Annotated in this window: 20 protein-coding genes and 1 tRNA gene; 5 read left to right on the forward strand and 16 right to left on the reverse strand. The window is 56.4% G+C overall.

Features of this window, described 5'->3' with window-relative positions:
• Positions 1–36: 36 nt before the first annotated feature.
• Complete coding sequence (locus MW898_RS14055) at positions 37–1515, reverse strand: helix-turn-helix transcriptional regulator (protein WP_248908313.1); 1479 nt, start codon at positions 1513–1515, stop codon at positions 37–39.
• Between the two features lie 182 nt (positions 1516–1697).
• Positions 1698–2366: a metallophosphoesterase family protein gene (locus MW898_RS14060; protein WP_248908315.1), complete on the reverse strand. Its 669-nt coding sequence runs from the start codon at positions 2364–2366 to the stop codon at positions 1698–1700.
• An 84-nt stretch (positions 2367–2450) separates the two neighbouring features.
• On the opposite strand from MW898_RS14060, the gene MW898_RS14065 reads away from it, so the two are divergent.
• Genes MW898_RS14065 through MW898_RS14080 form a run of 4 tightly spaced genes read left to right on the forward strand, consistent with a single transcriptional unit; the run spans position 2451 to position 5799 of the window.
• Positions 2451–3371, forward strand: coding sequence for a DUF4129 domain-containing protein (locus tag MW898_RS14065; RefSeq protein ID WP_248908317.1), 921 nt, complete (start codon positions 2451–2453; stop codon positions 3369–3371).
• A gap of 34 nt (positions 3372–3405) precedes the next feature.
• Positions 3406–3993, forward strand: coding sequence for a DUF7269 family protein (locus tag MW898_RS14070; protein WP_248908319.1), 588 nt, complete (start codon positions 3406–3408; stop codon positions 3991–3993).
• Positions 3983–5305 (forward strand): DUF58 domain-containing protein, encoded by a 1323-nt coding sequence (locus MW898_RS14075; RefSeq protein ID WP_248908321.1) that lies wholly within the window; start codon positions 3983–3985, stop codon positions 5303–5305. The genes MW898_RS14070 and MW898_RS14075 overlap by 11 nt, the downstream gene beginning before the upstream one ends.
• Entirely contained in the window at positions 5302–5799 is a 498-nt protein-coding gene (locus MW898_RS14080; RefSeq protein WP_248908323.1) for a DUF7519 family protein, read from the forward strand. Before MW898_RS14075 ends, MW898_RS14080 begins: the two co-directional genes overlap by 4 nt.
• 34 nt (positions 5800–5833) lie before the next feature.
• On the opposite strand, the gene MW898_RS14085 is transcribed toward MW898_RS14080, so the two are convergent.
• The 12 genes from MW898_RS14085 to cyaB form a co-directional block, all read right to left on the reverse strand.
• Positions 5834–6469 carry a helix-turn-helix domain-containing protein gene (locus MW898_RS14085; RefSeq protein ID WP_248908325.1) on the reverse strand — a complete coding sequence of 212 codons (636 nt, stop codon included), beginning with the start codon at positions 6467–6469 and terminating at the stop codon, positions 5834–5836.
• A gap of 137 nt (positions 6470–6606) precedes the next feature.
• Positions 6607–6900, reverse strand: a complete 294-nt coding sequence (locus MW898_RS14090) for a helix-turn-helix transcriptional regulator (protein ID WP_248908326.1) — start codon at positions 6898–6900, stop codon at positions 6607–6609.
• A gap of 75 nt (positions 6901–6975) precedes the next feature.
• Positions 6976–7479 (reverse strand): TrpY family transcription regulator, encoded by a 504-nt coding sequence (gene trpY / locus MW898_RS14095; RefSeq protein WP_248908327.1) that lies wholly within the window; start codon positions 7477–7479, stop codon positions 6976–6978.
• A gap of 2 nt (positions 7480–7481) precedes the next feature.
• Positions 7482–8069 (reverse strand): imidazoleglycerol-phosphate dehydratase HisB, encoded by a 588-nt coding sequence (gene hisB, locus MW898_RS14100; RefSeq protein WP_248908329.1) that lies wholly within the window; start codon positions 8067–8069, stop codon positions 7482–7484.
• A 167-nt stretch (positions 8070–8236) separates the two neighbouring features.
• Positions 8237–8309: transfer RNA gene (locus MW898_RS14105), tRNA-Pro, on the reverse strand.
• Positions 8310–8373: 64 nt separating this feature from the next.
• Positions 8374–8970 (reverse strand): tRNA (pseudouridine(54)-N(1))-methyltransferase TrmY, encoded by a 597-nt coding sequence (trmY, locus tag MW898_RS14110; protein ID WP_248908338.1) that lies wholly within the window; start codon positions 8968–8970, stop codon positions 8374–8376.
• A 211-nt stretch (positions 8971–9181) separates the two neighbouring features.
• Positions 9182–10213 (reverse strand): DsbA family protein, encoded by a 1032-nt coding sequence (locus tag MW898_RS14115; protein WP_248908340.1) that lies wholly within the window; start codon positions 10211–10213, stop codon positions 9182–9184.
• A gap of 225 nt (positions 10214–10438) precedes the next feature.
• On the reverse strand, positions 10439–11416 hold the full coding sequence (locus MW898_RS14120; RefSeq protein ID WP_248908343.1) for an NAD-dependent epimerase/dehydratase family protein: 978 nt from the start codon (positions 11414–11416) through the stop codon (positions 10439–10441).
• A complete protein-coding gene (locus MW898_RS14125; protein WP_248908345.1) occupies positions 11409–12368 on the reverse strand; it encodes an NAD-dependent epimerase/dehydratase family protein in 960 nt (319 codons plus the stop codon). The genes MW898_RS14120 and MW898_RS14125 overlap by 8 nt, the downstream gene beginning before the upstream one ends.
• Positions 12368–13528 (reverse strand): NAD-dependent epimerase/dehydratase family protein, encoded by a 1161-nt coding sequence (locus MW898_RS14130; RefSeq protein WP_248908351.1) that lies wholly within the window; start codon positions 13526–13528, stop codon positions 12368–12370. Before MW898_RS14130 ends, MW898_RS14125 begins: the two co-directional genes overlap by 1 nt.
• Positions 13529–13700: 172 nt before the next feature.
• Complete coding sequence (locus MW898_RS14135) at positions 13701–14906, reverse strand: methionine adenosyltransferase (protein ID WP_248908354.1); 1206 nt, start codon at positions 14904–14906, stop codon at positions 13701–13703.
• Between the two features lie 66 nt (positions 14907–14972).
• A complete protein-coding gene (gene cyaB, locus MW898_RS14140) occupies positions 14973–15542 on the reverse strand; it encodes a class IV adenylate cyclase (protein WP_248908362.1) in 570 nt (189 codons plus the stop codon).
• Positions 15543–15687: 145 nt separating this feature from the next.
• Between cyaB and MW898_RS14145 the strand changes: the two genes are divergently transcribed.
• Positions 15688–16713, forward strand: a complete 1026-nt coding sequence (locus tag MW898_RS14145) for an FKBP-type peptidyl-prolyl cis-trans isomerase (protein WP_248908365.1) — start codon at positions 15688–15690, stop codon at positions 16711–16713.
• A 51-nt stretch (positions 16714–16764) separates the two neighbouring features.
• On the opposite strand, the gene asd is transcribed toward MW898_RS14145, so the two are convergent.
• Together asd and MW898_RS14155 are read right to left on the reverse strand one after the other, a co-directional pair.
• Positions 16765–17799: an aspartate-semialdehyde dehydrogenase gene (gene asd / locus MW898_RS14150; protein WP_248908367.1), complete on the reverse strand. Its 1035-nt coding sequence runs from the start codon at positions 17797–17799 to the stop codon at positions 16765–16767.
• A 160-nt stretch (positions 17800–17959) separates the two neighbouring features.
• Complete coding sequence (locus tag MW898_RS14155; RefSeq protein WP_248908368.1) at positions 17960–18325, reverse strand: SHOCT domain-containing protein; 366 nt, start codon at positions 18323–18325, stop codon at positions 17960–17962.
• Positions 18326–18438: the final 113 nt, after the last annotated feature.

The raw sequence follows: 18438 nt of genomic DNA on the forward strand, positions 1-18438 counted from the left end.
CAATAGCCACAGAAAAAATGAGATAAAACAGTACGGTCAGTCCTCGAACGCCGAACCGGCGTGTCTCGGTTCGTCGCCCGAACGAGCGATGAGATTTTCGCGTCCGACGCTGATTTTGCTGATCAGACCATCCTCTTCCATCCGCGAGAGCAGTCGACTCACCTTCGATTTCGACCATCCGGTTTGCGAGACGATCTCCGATTGATGCAATCGGCCGCCGCTTTCATCGAGCAGTTGCTGGATACGGTCCTCGTCAGTGAGTGGCTCACGATTGACGACTGTTGTTTCAGTGGCTTCGCCGTCGGAGTTCACATTTTTGATTGGCGTCGGATTCGAGACAGTAGGCGGTATCTCGCTTTCGACCTGATGTGTCGATTCCGGAGTGTTGCGACGCTGCCACAAGTATCTCCCACCGATGCCGATAGCGAGAAATGCACCAATAATAGTAACCGCTGTCTCCATCGGATACTCCATCGGGGAGAACAAGAAGAGTTTCTGTCCGTTTGGATCCGTCCCTGCTTTTATTTCGTCGGCGTCATTGACGCCATCCCCGTCTGTATCCACTTTGTCCGGTCTGGTATGGTACTGATTCCGTTCCTCACCATCAGTGAGTCCATCACCATCTGTGTCCGGGACATTCGGATGAGTCGGCCCATTCACCTCGACATCGTCGTTAAGTCCATCGCTATCGGAATCGACGTCGTTGGGGTCTGTTCCCCATATGTTTACTTCTTTTTGATCCGGAATACCATCATCGTCAGAGTGTTTCGTCGTTGGATCTGATCCGTGCTCCTTCAACTCTGCTTTATCGAGTAGCCCATCATTGTCACTGTCTGCTTTGTGTGGCTTAGTCCCGTGGACGTTCACTTCAACTCGATCGTTCAGTCCGTCTTTGTCGGTGTCTATTTCGTTTGGGCTAGAGTCGTATTTGTTGACCTCGATCCCGTCACTCAATCCGTCTCCATCAGTATCCGACTTATTTGGGAGCGCAGTTGGTAATTTCAACTCTTCACCATCACTCAGTCCATCACCGTCTGTGTCATCGTTTCTGGGTTCGATCCCTTCACGAATTTCCACTCGGTTGCTGGCACCATCGCCATCGTAATCACCGTTTTCGCCCAGAATGTTCACTTGCTTGCTCGATGTTGTGATGGGTTCGTCGCTTGCGTTGGTGTCACGGACGACAAGAGAGACGGTTTGCCGACCACTCATGTTCTCTGGCCACTCGGACTTCTCGAAGTTCACAGTCTCCGATTGGCTGGCATTCACACCGACCACCTTGCACTCTATCTCGCGTTCATCGACCGCATCCCCCATCACAAGGCAAGCTTGATATGCGCCCGGGTCTCCCTCGACAGTCGCCTCAACAGAGTATGATTGCCAGCCCGTAACATACGTTATATCTTCTTCTGTTTCGAGGACGCTGTCACCTGTGAGCGTGTATTCATCGACCGACATATCGACTTGTGCTGCGCTCACAATGCCGGCACTCAAAACGAGCATACACGCGAGCATGACCAGGTACACTCTTGACCCGGAAAGCGGGTATCCCGACATTCTGTTACCAATATCGTAACACACACTGCCACCACACATAGACCTTTTCTGTTCTTTGCGCGCTTTTCAGGCAAGGAATACTCGTTCTGAAACTGTATGAAACGGTCCGAAACGGTTGTGAACAGTGTCGTCAAATGGGGTTACGACCCGACTTCGAGCCGACGTCCAGTTCGTTGCGGAAGTTCCGCATTGTCGATAGCGTCTTTAACGCACTCGATATCGTACTCGGTGCGGTGTTCCTCGACCGTCCGGTCGTCAAGTTCGATGACAGCGAATGCCGCACGCGGATCGTTGTCACGGGGTTGTCCGACACTTCCAGGATTGACAACGAGCGTATCGCCGACCATCGCGTGATGCTGGACATGAGTGTGGCCCAGAATCAGCACGTCTTCCGCATTCTCGGTGAGGTATGGCTCGAGCGACGGAAACCGTGCTGGCCAGACGTACTGACCCCGGTCTGACGGATGGCTATGGATCACTCGGACACGCCCCTCAAACAGCGATCTCGATTCGGGGAGCGTTCGAAGCCATTCACGCTGCTCCTCGCTAAGACGATCAGCCGCATAGCGCAGTCCTTCGTAGGCCATCTCGTTCGAGCGATACTGTTCTGGCGCATCGATCGCTCGGTCGTGATTGCCCTGTACACACGGGATCGAATCACGAACCGCTTCGACGCACTCGGAGGGCTGTGGATTGTAGCCGATCACGTCGCCCGCACAAACGAGATACTCGACATTCGGCATCGCATCCATTACGGCATCAAGCGCGACCCGATTCGCGTGGATGTCAGAAATGACACCGAGGCGCATATTGGGTATGAGAGCGGTCACTCCTTCAACGTTTTGCGGTGCTAGCCGGAGCATCCTTACTGCTGGAGTGAAAGTAACCACCGTGTGAACAGAGATCAGATTGCGCCGCTTGCCCTTGCACTTCTCGCTGTGTTGGCGCTCGGAGCAGCCGCTGCAACGCTCAACTCCGTGAACCAAGACAGCAACCGGGGAACGAGCGAAGATATCGGCGCAGGGGGTGATGGATCGACGTTCGATCTCGGGTCACCGTCGCTCAACACGTCCACAACAGCGTCTTCGCCACAGACTGGGGTCCTTCAACTGCTGTTCGCTGTGCTTCTGCTGATTGGGCTCGTTGGGCTCGCGATTATGATCTATCAACGCGATTGGCGATCATTACTCCCGGCTATCGCTATGATAGTGGTTTTGTCGGTGCTCCTCATCGGGCTGTACTACGCTCTCCAGTCGTTCACGACACCGTCGTCACAGAACGGACTCATCGGTAGCGAACGATCCGTTCCAAGCGGTGTGACCGGAGGTGCGGAGAAAGCCGTCGATCCAGTAGTGAGCGAACCGTCGATCCTGCTGTTTGGACTTCTCGCGGTTGCGATCATCGTCGCCCTGACTCTTCTTGTCCGTTCAACGGGTGATAGTCCACTTTCGAATACCCCGTTGACTGCTGGCGATGAGTCTACGTCCGACGACTCGGAAACGGCAGAATCCGCTGCTATTGGGGAAGTTGCAGGGCAAGTAGCGGACAGAATCGAAACCGACGCCTCGCTTTCGAACGCGATCTATCGCGCTTGGCAGGAAATGACAGAGCAACTCGATCTGCAGAGCGAGTCTAGCACCCCCGGCGAATTCGCTTCCGCTGCCGTCGCCGCCGGAATGGCGCGCGATGATGTCGAGGAACTAACGACGCTCTTCGAAGCAACCCGGTATGGAAACGTTGACGTTAGCGAGGAACGCGAACAGCGAGCACTGGCAGCCCTCCGCCGAATCGAACGAGAATATACAGAAAAATAATAACATCACTCATACGGATAATACAGACAGTACCATGAATCGCCTCTTTCTCGCTTCGGGAGTTATCGCTGCTCTCTTCGGTGTCATCGTGATTGCTGATCCGAGTGTGCTGGCCCGCATCGGAATTTCGTTCCCGTCCGTGCTCGTCGTCGTCATCGGAGGGATAGCGATTATAGAATCGGTTCGTGCCGGATACAGCCGTTTCACTCGTTCCATCACCAATCCGAACGTTCCAGATCCAGAATGCAGATCGGTCGCGTCCGTTCTCGGTACCGAGTTAGACACCCAACTCACGGACGTTACGCGCCGTACTCGGGCAGGTGGGGTCCGAGACAGAAAGCGGATACGCGAGCGGCTAACCGAGACTGCGATCGAAATTCTCGTTCGCTACGACGGTGATTCACCCGAGCGTGCGCGTGAACGGCTGCAGGATGGTTCGTGGACAGCGGACCCGGTTGCGGCGGCCTTCTTCGCCTCTGTCGATGCGTTTCACCTGCCGCTCACCGACCGGCTCCGGATGACAGTGATCCGCGAGGCTGCATTCTCACAGCAAGCACGCCGGGCAATCACCGCGCTCGCAGATCGAACTGAACCAGGCAGGACGGTGAGCAATGAGCGGTGAGCGTCGTCGGACTGATCGGTGGCGCGGTGTGAACGCCGTCGCGCTCGTCGTAAGTGGTGCTGGCATTCTCGCCAACCAACCGGGGCTTGTCCTCGCGGGCGTCATCGGCATCGCCTTCGCTGCCGTCTCACGCGCAGGCATGCCTCCGACCATCGACCTCTCTGTTGATCGGCAGCTTTCTGATCGATCACCGGACTCCGGGGAGGTTGTCCGTGTCACCGTACGAGTGGAAAACACGGGGAACTCCCTGCTCTCAGATCTCCGATTCATCGATGGCGTTCCGCCAGCACTCACGGTCGAAAGCGGATCGCCACGGCTTGGAACCGCACTCAAACCGGGAAAAGCCGCGGAGTTCGAGTACGCTGTTCGGGCGTCTCGTGGCGTGCATCAGTTCACTCCGTCGTTAGCCATCGCACGGGACGCAAGCGGCACGGCAGAGCGACGGCTCGAAGTAAGCGACCAGAGCACGATCACCTGCGTCCCCTCGCTTTCGACGATGCAACCAGTATCGCTTCCGCTGTCGGCACAGACAACCGGAAGCGCCGGTCGAGTTGTAACCGACGACGGAGGGAGCGGTGTCGTGTTTCACACCGTTCGAGAGTATCGTCACGGCGATCCGCTGAACCGAATCGACTGGAATCGGGCCGCGCGAACCGGCGAGTTCAGCACCATCGAGTTTCAACGCGAACGATCCGCAACAGTCGTGATTCTCATCGATGCGCGCGAATCGGCATACACCGCCCTCGCTTCCGATGACTCACCCGTGATCGAGCGCTCGATTACGGCCGCAGGCGCACTGTTTGATGGGTTTCTTGCTTCCGACGACCGAGTCGGTGTTGCTGGGCTCTCACCAACCGACTGCTGGCTCGCTCCCGGGAGTGGAAACACCCACAGAGCACGGGCGGAAACCCTCCTTGCAACACACGAAGCACTCTCACCAACCGCTCCTGATGAGCCGTTTTTCAAGATGATGAAGCTGCGTCGCCTCCGCCGTCTACTGCCAACTGATGCACAAGTCGTGTTCTGCACACCACTGTCCGACGCCTACGCCACAATCGTCGCTCGCCGACTGAACGCCCACGGACATCACGTGACGGTTCTCAGTCCCGATCCAACTGCCCAGCGCACAGAACAAGTGGATGAAACTGAAGCGATGGGCCAGACGGACCGAACAGCCGGCCAGACCCTCGGACGAATCGATCGGTCGCTTCGGTGTTCGTCGCTGCGGGACGATGGCATTCGCGTTGTCGATTGGGGCACAGAGCCGCTCCAAACTGCTATCGATGGGGCAGCACAACGGTGGTCGGCGTGACAGCAACGGCGATCGAGACGCGTCCCACGCGGCTCGGCATCGGTCTCACGGGCTTGTTCGCTATCGTGGCTGTGCTCGCAACCGTGATCCCACTCGCACTCATTCCAAATCTGATCGGAACGCTCCTCGTCGTTGCCGGCACCGTTCGTGGGACGAGAGCCATCGTAACGGTCGGCGCGGGGGGACTCGTGATCGGCGTCATCGTCGCTGGGCTCGCGGGAGTTGAACCCGAACCGCTGTTGATTGCGACGGCTGCGGCCGTCCTCGCGTGGGACGCCGGAATGCAGGCAATTGACCTCGGAGAGACGCTCGGTCGGACGGCAGATACCTCGCGTGCGCTCGTCGTCCACGTCGCAGCCAGCACGATAACCGCTGCCGTCATCGCTGGACTCGGATACGCCGTCTATCGCATCGTCGGCAGCGGTCAACCTGTTACGGCACTCGTGTTGTTGCTCTTCGGTGCGATCGTTCTCAGTGCCGCGTTTAGGGGCTGAGAACTCGTGTTCGACGGATTCCAGAAGCTCCCACTTAGCGTGCAATACGCGACAACACTGTTGCTTCGATCTTCTGGAGATGTTCACCAACTGTTGCAACACTAAGCTCCATCGCTTCGGCGATATCGTTGATGACGGCGTTTCGCGGAACTTCGTAGTAGCCCAGTTCGACAGCTGTGCTCAAAATCTCGCGCTGGCGTTCAGTCAACAACGAGCCGAGACGACGATGTTCGGGCCGATATTCGCCCATCTGTTCGAGTTCGATCGACACAATCTCCGATGCTGTGGTGAGAGCCTGACGCAAGGGTTCGTGCGCTCCGATACACGTCATCCGAATGCGGTTGTCGGTCAGAAATTCGATCGGCATATCAATAATGATCTCGGCTTCGTGGAAGATCGGGAGAAAGGACTTCAGAGGCTCTTGCACCACACAATGAATGTACGCGAGTCCATCTCCGTGCTCGGGAACATCGTACTGAAGCACGTTCGGGGCCCTGTCACAGCGTTCCCTTAGGCGATCGAGATCGCCACGGAACTGAGACAGCATGACGATCGTCCCGTCTGAGAGGACATTGAAGTGATACAGACACTCGCGAATCACGCCCGGTTCAGCCACAGAAGGCGCATCCGGAGAGGTGGGTGCCTCTTCTACGTCCACGACGACGGTCATATATCTCATAGATAGGCTCTGGAATGCATGCCAGCACGTACTGACTGGACGGGGGCAGGTATAGTATGTTTCTCGTTCCCGCTATAAAATCCCGAGACGGGCCCACTTGCGATGAGCCGTCTCGGTCAGTATTGCAATTACAAATCCGCTCGCTTGGAAGAGCCTCCCTCCGAATCGTCGTCGAATGCTTTCACCACATTGGCTCTCGTTTCCTCGTTTTTTACTCCCACCTCGGTGGTGAATGGACTTTCCGCGAGCGTTACGAGCGCTCGTTCGGTCTTCTCGTAGATGCGGTCGATCGATTTCTCTACTTCCTCGTGTGAGACGTCACGGGTAGCAGCGATTTCCTCTGTCGATAGTCCGTCTGCGAGCAGCTCTGCAACAACGCGCTCGCCGTGGCTGAGAATAGAGTTGGGATTGGAGTCGCTCATGGGCAATCCACAGTCGGTCAGTCCTTGAGCCTACCGACGAACACGTCGGCGCTCTGTTGTCGGTCCAAACGATCGTTACTCGATTTCGATCTTCCGGACGAACGAGAGCATTCTGATGTTGTTGATGAGATCACCGGGGAGTGTCGCGTCGGTGATGATCGAGAGCGTTGGTTCGTCTGTGAATTCGGGATCCTCACTAACGGTCTGTCGAATCGAGATGTCCTGCTCGGCGATGAGATTCGTCACGGTTGCGACGATACCGGGGGCGTCGGCGTCGATCACGTACACAGTCAGGACAGTGAGATCGAGCACTGGCGCGAGCGCTTTCAACGAGGGCACAGCAGAGATGTTCTGGAAGATTCGCCGCAGATTCTCGTCTTCGAGGATCGCATCGGTCGTCGCGTCGACCACTCGACGGTCGACATCGATCTCGCGGGCAATCCCCGTGTTCGGGATCTCGATGCCGCCCGACACGACGCGGCCCTCATCGTTCACGGAGAAGCCCCGTTCGAGCAACAGTCGAATGACAGCCTGCTGGCTCGGGCTGTTCTCGAACTTTCCCATAATCTCATCGAACATGCTCAAAGCTCTCCCTTCGTGCTCGGCGTGTCCGTCCGCCGCTCGTCGAGTCGCGTCGCATCATCGAGTGAGCGACCGAGGCATTTGAACAGCGACTCGATCTCGTGATGAGCGTTCTCGCCTTCGACACTCGCGTGCAGCGTCAACCCACCGTTCATCGCGAGCGAGCGAGCAAAATGACTAGCCATCTGACTCGTCATCTCCCCAACCTGAGATTGAGAGAACGATCCCTCGAACTGGAACAACGGACGGCCACTCACATCGAGAACGACGCTTGCGACGGCCTCGTCCAATGGAATGCGCCGGTCGGAGAAGCGAACGATTCCCCGCTTATCACCAAGTGCCTCCTCCAGTGCCTCCCCGAGCGTGATGGCAACATCCTCAATAGTGTGATGATCGTCGACATCGAGATCACCATCACAGCGGACAGTGAGGTCAAACAGTCCGTGTTTGGCAAACGATTCGAGCATGTGATCGAAAAATCCAATGCCGGTGTCGATGGTCGTCTCACCGTCGCCATCGATACCGAGCGTCACCTCGACTTCCGTCTCCGCGGTCGCTCGCGTGACGGCGGCGTTCCGGTCGCTCATATCATCTACTTTTTGTGCTCGTACAAGCCGGTTGCGCTCCACCAGTTTGCGTAATCAAACGACAGCGCGATACAGAACAGACCAGTGCGTCTGCACTCGACTGGACTATACTACAAGAGTGAAAGTTGGATTGAAGAAAGGTGAAAGAGAGTGGGGTATGCTGTTGATGGGCCGGCGCAGATTCGAACTGCGGTTACGGCCACCCGAAGGCCGAAGGATACCAAGCTACCCCACCGGCCCGTACCACAGAATGAGAGCAGCGTAGTGTTAACGGTTCCGGGTTCGATCGATCTTCTGAGTATACTCAGTACGCTGTGTAGCCCGCTGTGTCGAGGTAGTTTTGCACAACAGTGATCGCATGATCTGCGTGCAGGCGTTCGGGTCCAAGTCGGACACGAGTTGTGGCGGTGTTCTCCAACAGCTCGGTCTCGGCACTCGTGAAATCATTGTGATCAGAGAGGACGAACACCGGATCGTCCGGTGGTTCTGTCTCTCTGATCGGCTGTCCGTCTTCGTGCAGTTCGATCACGGTACCCTCTTTGGCTGCGTTTGCGAACGTCTCCTCGGTTCCCAGTCGGGAGAGATAGACACCAGGAGAAGTCTCTGTTTCCATATGCCCAATCGCATTCTCACGCTGTTCGAGCGCATTGCGAACGAGAGCGGCCGTGCTCCGTTCGTCAGGATTCAACCGTCGGAGTTCTTGACCCTCAAAACGGATCGTGAACGTATCGGCAAGCACGAGCCGACAGCGCACATCCGTCCGAATCGCGTGTGAGAGGAAGAACGCAGAGTTGACACACCGGCAAAGCACGTCTAATCGCCCTGCTCCACCCGCGATATCGTCGAGCGAGAAAGTCGCAGCCGTCGGGGCATCGTGCCCGAGAACGATGAACTGTCGCATGAGATATCTGATCTGGCACACCAACAGTGATACGTCCGTCGGGACAGCACTACTGTAAGAAACGGGCGAGAGATGTGTCACAACATGAATTCAGATGGACGCAGTGAAGGGGGAAAGTGTGGCTGTATGATACCGGTGGCGGGCATTCGTACTATCGAGTATCAAACGATCCCGATCGGGAAATCTCCTCGAAACCACCGATCGACGAAAGCTACTTTGCAAGCGAACGAATCGCCGATCGATACTGTGAGTACGGCTGTGCTCCGATGATTGTCTTCGACTTTTTCGTCTTTCGATTGTAGATGTAGAACGCGGGCGTCCCACGGATCGACGCCTGATTCGCCGCAGTAGTCTCGTTGCTGACCTGCCGTTCAAATTGTTTGCGGTGGGCATCGATGTTCGATTTGACTTTGTTTACGTCGATGCCGACACGCTCTGTGATATCGAGAAGCTTTGATCGCTCAGCCCACCCGCTTCCTTTCGATCCCTGCTGTTTGAAGACAGCGTGATGCCAATCCCAGTAGTGGTTCGGATTATCACCCGCCACCGTCGTCCAGACTGCTTTCGCTAGCACCGCCGCAGGCCACGAGTTCTTCCCGATGTTTGGTAGCTCGAGAAACGCAAACCGAGCAAGTCCATCCTTGACCTCGTTTTTGGCGAGTTTCGGATGGATTTTGAGAGCAAATCGCTGACAGAACGGACAGAGATAATCGCTCCAATAGAGAACCATAACGGGAGCTTCATCGAATCCCATCACCGGACTCGCCGCAAGATCGACGCCGAACTTTGCAGTTCCCGACACCGAATCGAGAAACGGGAACTGTAATGACGGGGTTGGTGTCGGCGTCGGTGTCGGCGTGGGAGTTGGCGTCGGTGTCGACGTCGGAGTGGGAGTCAGGGTCGACGTATCTGTTGTTGTTGCTGTTCCGGTTGGTGTTGCTGTCGTGGTGGATGTCGACGTCTGGAGAGTTTGTGTTGACGAATTGTTCTCTGTTACTGTTGCGGTTGATGGAGGCATCCGCGGTCGACGTGGTGTCGCGTTTGTCAAGAGAGAACGGTCCGGGGTCGCATTCGACGTGTTCGTCGTATTTGTTTGCGCTGTGGTATTGACAGCATCTGTACTCTTCCCAGTCGAGTTTTCTTGTTCCGGTTGTCCGAGACAACCAGCAACCGTACCGATGAGAGCAAGTGTCGTACTCTGAAGAAGTGAACGTCGCGTTGTGTTTGAGTTACGTATTGGCATAGTCCCTGACAACATCAAACGGTCGTTGAGGCGATCACTTGCCACGAACCGTTGACTGGATGCCTGTCATAACAAGAGTGCCAGTAATAGATGTTATGTCTGACATTGTGACAAATATCAGACAACAATTCATTATACACGAGTTCCGATCTCTGTGTATCAAAAGTACAGTGACAGATCGAGTATGGGAAACGATTCGAGAACACTATCGTGAGGCGGTGAACATTAGCCCTCTGTTTCGCGGAGTCGTGTTCGAATGGTGTCTTCGACCGATTGCGCCGGTCGCCAACCGAGGCCGTCGGCGGCATCCGTGGTGTCAACGGTAAACGTATCGACGAGCGTCTCGGCACTCCGAGGATTTTCGACCACGTCAAGATCGACATCGATCCCCCGTTCTTCGTGGGCGATCGTCTTGACGAGTTCGGCGACTTCCATCACGCTCAGGTCTTCATCTGTTCCGATCTCGTAGCGCTCGACACCGGTAATGCCGTCACTCAGTTGCTGTACGAGGCGCTCTGCGCTCAGTATGTATACTTGGGCTACGTCAGTAACGTGGACGTAGTTTCGCGCTTGCGTCCCGGGGGCATAGACTGTGATCGGATCACGCGCGAGGGCACGATTCAGGAAGAAGTTGATGACCGTTCCTTTCGAGACAGTCGTTCCGTCGATTGTGTGCTCACCGTACACGTTCGAAATCATAAACAGATGAGCGGGAAATGCTCCTTCTGCGAACGTTTCGATAGCGCGTTCTCCGAGTACCTTCGACCGGCCGTACCAGTTCAATGGAGCGCGTGGGAGGTCTGTGGTTATCGGGAACACCGTCGGATCACCGAGAACAGCCATGCTGAACGGGAACGCGAGTGCAGCACCAGACGCTCGACACCACCACGCAACGTTGTTCGTCCCCTGCACGTTCACATCGTGTGCCAAATCGGGGTTCGTATCACAGTCGTCGACACCGCTGACAGCCGCGAGGTGAAGAACGACATCAGCACCATCGAGGGCAGCCGCTAACTCCTCGCGGTGACGAATATCGACGTGTTCGATATCGATATCACCCACGCGACGGACCTGCCCTCGATAGAAGTTATCGAGCGCGGTGACCCGCCACTCCGGATGTGTTTTCTGTAGCTGGTCGACGACACGACTGCCGATGTACCCCGCCGCTCCTGTGACGGCGATGTGTGGTGTGCTGTTACTCATGTGTTCTCGGATGGTTACCGTAATCACTGAACTTCGCTGCGAGATCCCGAACACCCTCGCGGAGCGTCCATTTGGTCTCAAAACCCGTTTCCTCGAGTCGATCGAAATTAACGTGGTAGGACGGGCCGGGATGCTCGTCTCTGAGATACGTCATATCGACGGAGGCGACTTCCTCGCTGACGAGCGTGGCAATCTCACTGATCCGATAGTTTTCTGCTTCGTCTCCAATGTTGTAGATTGGATGATCCCACGATTCGGGCTGGGTTGCGGCATGAGCGTACGCCCGCGCAGCGTCATGGACGTGGATGAACGGTCGCCAGTTCGAGCCATCGCCGTAGACGGTCAGCGGCCGCCCTGTTAGCGCCCGGAAGACGAACTGGTTCACGACGAGATTGAACCGGATTCCCGGTGCTGCGCCGTAGTTCGTCGCCAGACGCAGCGCTGTTCGATCGAATCCGAACCGCTCGCCAGCACTGCGGAGTAAGTGCTCGGCTTCGAGTTTCGACGCTGCGTACGGGTTGATTGGATCGGGGTCGATCGTCTCATCGAGATCTGGGTTCGTTGCTCGTCCGTAGAGATTGCACGAGGATGCGAGCACGACGTTTTCGACAGCGAGCTTGCCCGCTGCAGTGATGACGTTCTCCGTCCCTGTGAGGTTTGTCTCGAACGTCTCCTCGCGGTGATCGTGCGTGCTTGCCGCGCCAGTGATCGCCGCGAGATGAATCACGGTGTCACACCCGCGCATCGCGTTCTCGACGTCGCCGTACTCGCGCACGTCACCGCGGACGAACGCGATCGAGTCAGTAACCGAACCCATCAGTGCTCGTGGCGATCCGCTCGAGAGATCGTCCATAACAACGACGCGCTCGATACGATCGTCCGAATCGAGCAGCGGGACGAGCACGCTCCCGATGTACCCGCACCCACCGGTGACGAAGACGGTGTCGCTCATTACTCCTCCAGAACGTCCGGAAGGAAGCGATCTTCGTGTGCCACGATCGTATCTCTGTGTGCTGTCAGCGTTTCCAAGATGTCACGCATCCCACTCTCGAAGGTCTGGCGCTGTTCGCCGATAAGGTCCATGTACCGGTCATTTTCGATCTCCATCGCGTGCTCTTCGTCCTCTTCGCGGGGATTTTCGACGTGGGTCACGTCTACATCGAGCCCGAACTCCGCCCCGACGTCAGCGATCGTCTCCGCCATCTCGACGATGCTGATGGGTCTCGTGACCTGATTGTACACGGTGTGTTCAGCTGACTGTCCGGAAACGACGAGTTGGGCCAGTCCTTCTACAGCGTCTTCGAGGCTGACGAACGGCTTTCGCTGCTCTCCTTTTCCGTACACGGTGAGAGGATATCCTGCGATCGCCTGCGCGCAAAACCGGTGTGCGACCACACCGAAATAGTAGTCGAAATCGAACCGGGTTCGAAGTCGTTCGTCTGCGCGTGTTTCTTCGGTCTCGGTTCCGTAGGTGATCGCGGTTCGAACGTCACTGATCGGTATCCCGAACTGTCGGTGTGCGAGCCGTAAGTTGGCCGCGTCGTGGGATTTCGTCAGGTGATACCAGCTCCCGGCCATCGCGGGAAACGGGACCGCATCGCGGTGGCCCTCGTGTTCCATGACAGCACCACCCTCCGGGATGGGGAACTCAGGCGCGCCGTAGACCCCCGTCGTAGTGGTCTCGACGAAGTGGGTGTCGGCCATATCGTGCTCGTGCAGCCCCCAGACAAGGTTGCGCGTTGCCTGCATGTTGTTGTGCTGGGTGTAGTTCGCCCGCTCGCCGTTGAGTTGCGAATACGGTGCGGACGGCTGTGCCGCCGTATGAACGATGGCGCGTGGCTCGTGGACGGTGAGCAGCTGGTCGACGAATCCTCGGTCGGTGAGGTCGCCCTCGACGAACGAGAGATTCGAGAGACCGTGGACATTCCGCGCCGCTGTGAGTCGTTCGTCCATTGCCGCGACCGGAGCCGCACTCTTCGATCCGATCGACTCGACCCACTCGCGCCGAGCGAAATTATCGACAAGGATGCACCGTTCGTCCGTTCTACTCGCAATACGAAGCCCAGTGGGCCACCCGATATACCCGTCGCCGCCTGTGATAATGATCGCCATTAGTTACTCACTGAGCGAGTAACTCCCGTCCAGTACTAAGTACTTTTTGCCTCGTTCTTGTTGACTAATGGATCTACCGGCAAAACAATCCGTGTGTTGGCGCCAGAGAGATCGAACCGCATCTACACGGCGTCTTCAGGGAAATGAAAAGAAGAAAAAGAGCGTCAATAGCCTAAAACGTGGTTAATTCCCCGTGGATGATACGATCGGTGATGCCAGTCACATTCGCTAGTTCGTCGTCGATGATAGCGGCGACGTCGTCCTCAATCGTGTCCAACGGAACGTCAGATTCGGTGACGATCGCGGCGTCAGCGACGTGCGGATGGTCGATCGGCTGTCCGATTTGCGAGAGCAGTCGGATACGAATCTGCCGGATACCACTCACTTCACGGACCACGCGCTGTGCGATCTCCGTCGAGAGGAGGTTGTAGATCTTGCCGATGTGATTGACCGGGTTTTTCCCGCTTGTCGCCTCCATACTCATCGATCGGTTGGGAGTGATAAGCCCGTTCGCACGGTTGCCACGGCCGACCGAGCCGTCGTCACCCTGCTCTGCGCTGGTACCGGTCGTCGTGAGATAGATCGCACCTTCGTCGTAGTCGTCGGCGGTGTTGACGTGGACTGTCACCGACCGATCAGTATACTCCATTGCGAGATCGTGGACGTACTCACGGACATCACGAACGGATTGCCGGTAGTCGTCCATGCTGTCGACGTATGAATCGACCATCGCAACGGCGACAGTGACGTCAATATGATCGTCCTCACGCTTTCCCATCACCTTGATGTCGGCACCAATCTCGGGATGGGTGGCTGCGTACTCTCCGTTCAGACGGTGTTCTGTCGATCGCACGATCTGTTCGGTCTCCGTGAGGGGAGCGTGCCCGACGCCGAAACTCGTGTCGTTGGCCATTGGAACCATCCGCCCAGAGTCACCGAACACTTCCTGAAGGTCACCGCTTCCTTCCCCGAATTCCACGTCGATGACGATGTCGGTGCCAAGGCTGAGTTCCGGAATGTGCTCGGTAAGATACTCACGAGCGGCCCGCAGCGCGATGGGCTCGGTCGGGATCTTCGTTCCTTCGTACTCTCTTGTCGCCCGACCAACGATGAGGAGATAGATCGGAGCAGTCACTTCACCCCCACCGAACGCGGGGGCGGCCGACCCGGCGACGAGCTGCGTTTCGTCAGTGTTGTAGTGAAGCACCCGTCCGACACGCTCGATATACTCTCGGGCGAGCGCCTCTGAAACGTGCTCTGCAATCCCATCACAGATAGAATCGGGATGGCCAATCCCTTTCCGTTCGACGATCTCTACGGTCTGATCCTCGACGGCGTGACCGACCATCGGCTCGACCTGAATATTCCGGTTGCTCATTTCCACGCTCTTAGCCTGGATTCGTTCTATAACTTACGGAAAAGTTCACGCCAAAATTGATTACCTTTAGTTATCGTTAATCAGGAGATCGAGATACGAGGTTCTGATCTGTTCGTCGGGATCGAGTCCCAACGCGCGGAGGATCGAAAACGCTCCTTCGCGTGCCGTATCGAAATCAGCGTTCGTGTGATCGGCTTCGACTTCAGTTTCGACTTCGACGAATTCCCCGAGATTGGAGACGGTATCCAGTGTCACAGTGTATCCATCGAGCGCGTACCGTTCCCTGCTTTTTTCGACGACAGCCGCCGGTGAGAATCCAAGATGATCGAGGATTTCTTCCATCGTTTCGCGGCTTTCGACTTCGGTTTCGGACTCCGTGCGGGTTTTCGAGGCATCATCGACGAGCGGACCTTTGTACGTGAGTTGGGTGACAGGATCCGGTGCTGACGATGATTCATTCGATTCGGTCTCCGCTCTAATACGAAGCGCCTCGTCGGTTTCAGCGAAGGTTCGATGAGGTGCGTCGTAGTAGGTATCGACCTGATCGACCGTCGAGAGCTGTGTTGCATCCAGCTCGGCGAGCTTGGACCGAACAGCATCGTGGTCGGTTTTAACTTTTACTTCGAGCTCGTACATGTCATTAGAAGATTCACACGAACCAAAGCGGCTTACATTCTCTTGTTTTTTGAGTATGTACGCGTTCATTTCTATGCATGATAGTTGAGCACACCCCGTCAACGGAAACGTGACGGTTAAGGGCGTATCGAGAGACGTGTTGTGTATGACTGGAGAACCAGAAGAGACCAACACGACGGGTAACGACGCTGATGAAGAGCCAGTGTCGGAAGACGCGGCCGAAGCGGCCGCCGAGCAGGCAGATGAGGGAGAACTGCAAGAAGACGATTTTATTCAGATTGCCTACACTGCTCGCACGGTAGACGAAGACGCGCTGGTCGATACGACCGACGAGGAAGTGGCAGAAGAAGAAGGTGTCGCGGAAGAAGGCACCTTCGAGCCGCGCGTCATCGTTCTCGGCTCCGGGCACATCTTCGAGGAGGTCGAAGAAGACATCATGACGAAAGATGTCGGCGACAGCGGAACGGTTGTTGTCCCTGCTAGCGAGGCGTTCGGAGAGTACAACCAAGAGGAAGTACGCACCGTCAGCGCGGACAAGATTCCCGAAGACGACCGCTATCCCGGTGCGCAGGTCCAAATCGAGAATGAACAGGGCTACCTCGAAACCATCATCGGCGGGCGCGCCCGCGTCGATTTCAATCACCCGCTTGCCGGTGAGGATATCGAATACGAGTACGAGATTGTCGATCACGTCGAAGACAAACTCGAACGCGCGAACGGCCTCATGAACATGTTCTTCGATATTGATCTCGAGATGGAGATCAAAACCGACGAGGTCGAAGAAGAACAGCTCGTCGAAGCCGAAGCCGAAGACGGTGAGGAAGAGGAAGACGAAGAGCCTGAATACGAGACGGTGACCGTCGAAAAGGAGACGCTGTACATCGAATCGACGCCGCAACTCTCGATGAACCAGCAGTGGCTCTTCCAGAAACAACAGGTCGCCCAGCAGATCATTGATCAGGTTGGGATCGACCGTGTCATCGTGCAGGAGATCCTCGACGATCCGATGGGCGGTATGGGAATGCCCGGTATGATGGGCGGCGGCGCCGGTGGAGCCGACATCGAGGACGCGCTCGAAGAGGCAGACATCGATGCTGAAGAAGTTCTCGACGAGATCGACGAGGAAGTCGAAGACGTTGACGAAGAAGTCGATCAGAACGCAGCAGAATAACAGACCAACCCCCGTCGTTGGGGTGGGTTGTTAAACAAATCTCGTGGAACGCTACAACCAGCCGTCGCGTAGTAGCAGCTCTCCATTCAGCACGCTTGCGCCCGCAGCACCGCGGATCGTATTGTGCGCGAGGCAGTTGTACTGAACACCGTTCGACGTCTCACGAAGTCCACCAGCAGTGACGGCCATGCCGTTTCCGTGCAGTCGGTCGAGGCGAGGTTGTGGACGATCGGGTTCCTCGAAGACGTGGATGAGTGGATCGGGCGAACTGTGGAGATCAAGCGATTCGTACGAGCGCATCGCTGCCGCAGCGTCTTCGGTCGTGATCTCATCGCGGGTCTCCACCCAGACGTTTTCGAGGTGTCCGTCGATCGTGGGGATGCGGTTGCACGATGCTGCGACGTCTGCTTCGTGCCAGTTGATCTCCCGGCCGTCGAATGCACCGAGGAGTTTGCACGCTTCTGCCTCCATTTTCTGCTCTTCGCCACCGATGTGTGGGATGGCGTTGTCGATGATTTCCATCGAAGAGACACCGGAGTAGCCCGCGCCCGAGACCGCTTGAAGCGTCGAGACGTGTATTTGTTCGATTCCGAATGAATCGAGCGCTGCGAGCGTCGGAACCATCGTGATCGTTGAGCAGTTCGGATTTTTCACGAGCGCTCCATCCCAGCCGCGTTCCTCGCGTTGGACTTCCAGTACGTCGAGATGCCCAGCGTTCACTTCGGGAATAGTGAGGGGAACGTCGGGCGCGGTCCGATCGTTAGAAGAGTTCGAGGAAACGACGTAGCCCGCCTCACAGAGTTCCGGTTCGACGCGCTTGCCAACGTCGGATGGGAGCGAAGAAAAGAGGAGATCGATGTCGTCCGGGATGTCATCCGGGTCAGTTCGTCGGACGGTCATCTCAGCGATTGTTTCTGGAATCGGAGCGTCGATGCGCCATTTTGCGACATCGCGGTAGGGGTGGCCCGCGCTCGCATCGCTCGCAGTGAGCGTTACCAGTTCGAAATCGGGGTGTGGTTCGAGGAGCTGAATGAGTCGCTGACCGACGGCACCAGTTGCACCGAGAATTCCTGCAGTGACAGTCATTGTCGAAGGTCGGCAACGGGACACAAAAACGGTTGTGGTCCATGCAACCATATCCGCCCATTAATGAACATATACGAACATACATATCCTGCGCACCCGTCGGTGATGGTAGTCGTGCAGTAGCCGTGAGACGTTGTAAACAGTCCATCTCGGTCGTGAGCTATCGATCGCGCTCGAATTCACGTTCGTGGCTATTCGAATGAGTGTCATGATTGCGTTCGCTGTCTTCAGTTTCGAGCAGCGTCTCGACGCGACGTTCGAACGCCTCGTCATCGAGTTCTCCACGTGCATACCGCTCTTTGAGTACAGAGAGTGAGTCCGTCCTGTCAGTCTGTGTGTCGTGCGCAGCGACTGTGGGGAGGAGTTCCTCATCAATGATGAACAGTAACGGCACGAGTAGCAACCACCCCACGATGAACACGCTGGCCCCCACTTTAGCACCCACAAACAGGACAGCTAAGATGCCGAGTGGCAGCGTCACAACCGCGACTATCATTCCGAGCGATTGCAAGCGGTCGTCTGCCACGACTAACTATCGTACTATACGAAACGGTTTCTTATCATGTATTACCATTTTCGTTAGAAATATGGTAGAAATTTACGAGAGGAACGGTCGAGACCACGTCAAACCGAGAGTAT

Source organism: Halocatena marina (genome assembly GCF_023276375.1).
Lineage (GTDB): Archaea > Halobacteriota > Halobacteria > Halobacteriales > Haloarculaceae > Halocatena > Halocatena marina.

Coding starts and splice junctions, on each gene's coding strand:
- MW898_RS14125 (WP_248908345.1), bottom strand. CDS start 12,368: ATGAGCGACACCGTCTTCGTCACCGGTGGGTGCGGGTACATCGGGAGC.
- MW898_RS14055 (WP_248908313.1), bottom strand. CDS start 1,515: ATGCTCGCGTGTATGCTCGTTTTGAGTGCCGGCATTGTGAGCGCAGCA.
- MW898_RS14115 (WP_248908340.1), bottom strand. CDS start 10,213: ATGCCAATACGTAACTCAAACACAACGCGACGTTCACTTCTTCAGAGT.
- MW898_RS14060 (WP_248908315.1), bottom strand. CDS start 2,366: ATGCGCCTCGGTGTCATTTCTGACATCCACGCGAATCGGGTCGCGCTT.
- MW898_RS14135 (WP_248908354.1), bottom strand. CDS start 14,906: ATGAGCAACCGGAATATTCAGGTCGAGCCGATGGTCGGTCACGCCGTC.
- MW898_RS14075 (WP_248908321.1), top strand. CDS start 3,983: ATGAGCGGTGAGCGTCGTCGGACTGATCGGTGGCGCGGTGTGAACGCC.
- MW898_RS14085 (WP_248908325.1), bottom strand. CDS start 6,469: ATGACCGTCGTCGTGGACGTAGAAGAGGCACCCACCTCTCCGGATGCG.
- MW898_RS14070 (WP_248908319.1), top strand. CDS start 3,406: ATGAATCGCCTCTTTCTCGCTTCGGGAGTTATCGCTGCTCTCTTCGGT.
- MW898_RS14130 (WP_248908351.1), bottom strand. CDS start 13,528: ATGGCGATCATTATCACAGGCGGCGACGGGTATATCGGGTGGCCCACT.
- trpY (WP_248908327.1), bottom strand. CDS start 7,479: ATGTTCGATGAGATTATGGGAAAGTTCGAGAACAGCCCGAGCCAGCAG.
- MW898_RS14145 (WP_248908365.1), top strand. CDS start 15,688: ATGACTGGAGAACCAGAAGAGACCAACACGACGGGTAACGACGCTGAT.
- MW898_RS14120 (WP_248908343.1), bottom strand. CDS start 11,416: ATGAGTAACAGCACACCACACATCGCCGTCACAGGAGCGGCGGGGTAC.
- asd (WP_248908367.1), bottom strand. CDS start 17,799: ATGACTGTCACTGCAGGAATTCTCGGTGCAACTGGTGCCGTCGGTCAG.
- cyaB (WP_248908362.1), bottom strand. CDS start 15,542: ATGTACGAGCTCGAAGTAAAAGTTAAAACCGACCACGATGCTGTTCGG.
- MW898_RS14090 (WP_248908326.1), bottom strand. CDS start 6,900: ATGAGCGACTCCAATCCCAACTCTATTCTCAGCCACGGCGAGCGCGTT.
- hisB (WP_248908329.1), bottom strand. CDS start 8,069: ATGAGCGACCGGAACGCCGCCGTCACGCGAGCGACCGCGGAGACGGAA.
- trmY (WP_248908338.1), bottom strand. CDS start 8,970: ATGCGACAGTTCATCGTTCTCGGGCACGATGCCCCGACGGCTGCGACT.